This window comes from Burkholderia sp. APQ4-4ca (assembly GCF_057837105.1).
The window spans coordinates 1-1,373 of the sequence record NZ_JBYQCG010000197.1 but is presented as its reverse complement, the minus strand read 5'-3'; the positions used below and the strand labels follow the sequence as shown (position 1 = coordinate 1,373).

Sequence of the window (1,373 nt, the reverse complement as noted above, 5' to 3'; positions counted from 1 at the left end):
GTCGAAGGCGTGCGGCTCGCCGTGCGTGAGGAGATTCAGAAAGGCGCGACGCAGATCAAGATCATGGCGTCAGGCGGCGTGGCTTCGCCGACCGATCCGATTGCGAACACGCAGTATTCGGAGGATGAAATTCGGGCGATCGTCGATGAGGCTGAGGCCGCGAATACTTATGTGATGGCGCATGCGTATACGGGGCGGGCGATTGCGCGGGCTGTGAGGTGCGGCGTGCGGACGATCGAGCATGGGAATCTTGTGGATGAGGCGGCTGCGGCGCTCATGCATGAGCGGGGGGCGTTTGTGGTGCCGACGCTGGTGACTTATGACGCGTTGGCTAAGCATGGGGCGGAGTTTGGGATGCCGGCGGATTCCATCGCGAAGGTGGCTTCCGTGCAGCAGAAAGGGCGGGAGTCGCTTGAGATCTATGCGAAAGCCGGGGTGAAGATGGGGTTCGGGTCGGACCTGCTCGGCGAGATGCATGCGTTTCAGTCTGGGGAATTCCGGATTCGGGCGGAGGTGCTGGGGAATCTGGAGGCGCTCAGGTCGGCGACTACGGTGGCGGCGGAGATCGTGAATATGATGGGGGAGCTTGGGGTCGTTGCGGTTGGGGCGATCGCCGATCTCGTCGTGCTGGATGGGAATCCGCTTGAGGATATTGGCGTCGTGGCCGATGAAGGTGCGCGGGTCGAGTATGTGTTGCAGCGGGGAGCCGTTGTGAAGCGGCGTGTCGGCGGGCGGTGATTTGACGCCATACGGCTATTTCGGCAGGCGCGGTGTGGCCTCACTGGCCTTGCGGTCGTGACAGTTGTTGAAGATCGCTTTGGGTGCGGGTCGCGGCGTTTGCGGCAATGGCCGGGGCGGTGGTGCCCCGGCGGTCAGTCGTGTTCATGCAACGCCTGCATTCCACTCGCTAGAGCCGCATCAAGCGGCCTCTAGCAGGAGTTAGAGCGGCGACGGTCCCCGGTCAGGATCGTGATACGGCTGCTCTCGCAGCGCCAACTGGCTATAGTCCGGCGTGATCGTGATCTGCCGGCTCGCGTAGTCGACGTTCAAGTATACGCGGTCGCCCGGCTTGAATCCGAAGATCTTGAAATCAATGTCGATCGCCTTCATCCATGGCAGGTACGGCCAGCCTCGTTTGGGAAGGTCCGGGTAGTTGCGAAGGACCGTAAGCCGTCAATAAACGACGCCCTACCAATGGTAGGCAGAAGGTCAGATGCTAAGTGTCCGCGTGGACACATGCACTCAGACCGTGATGACAGAGAAACAGGACCTTCGAAGCAGACTGGTGGTTGGCCGCAGACGGGATGGCCGGCGGGAATTTGATGAAGATGCCGTGCGGGAGCTGGTCGAGTTTTGCCTGAGGCCGGGGGTAT

2 protein-coding genes are annotated in these 1,373 nt (G+C 61.5%); one reads left to right on the top strand and one right to left on the bottom strand.

Translation table 11 applies throughout. The features are described 5' to 3' along the window. On the top strand, positions 1-738 hold a 738-nt coding region (locus AC3IFE_RS21175; protein ID WP_489191842.1), incomplete at its 5' end, for a metal-dependent hydrolase family protein. A 201-nt stretch (positions 739-939) separates the two neighbouring features. On the opposite strand, the gene AC3IFE_RS21170 is transcribed toward AC3IFE_RS21175, so the two are convergent. Then, on the bottom strand, positions 940-1,110 hold the full coding sequence (locus AC3IFE_RS21170; RefSeq protein ID WP_489191841.1) for a hypothetical protein: 171 nt from the start codon (positions 1,108-1,110) through the stop codon (positions 940-942). Between the last annotated feature and the right edge of the window lie 263 nt (positions 1,111-1,373).

Bases quoted from the DNA above. Each gene is read 5' to 3' on its own strand.
- AC3IFE_RS21170 (WP_489191841.1), bottom strand. From the start codon at position 1,110: ATGAAGGCGATCGACATTGATTTCAAGATCTTCGGATTCAAGCCGGGC.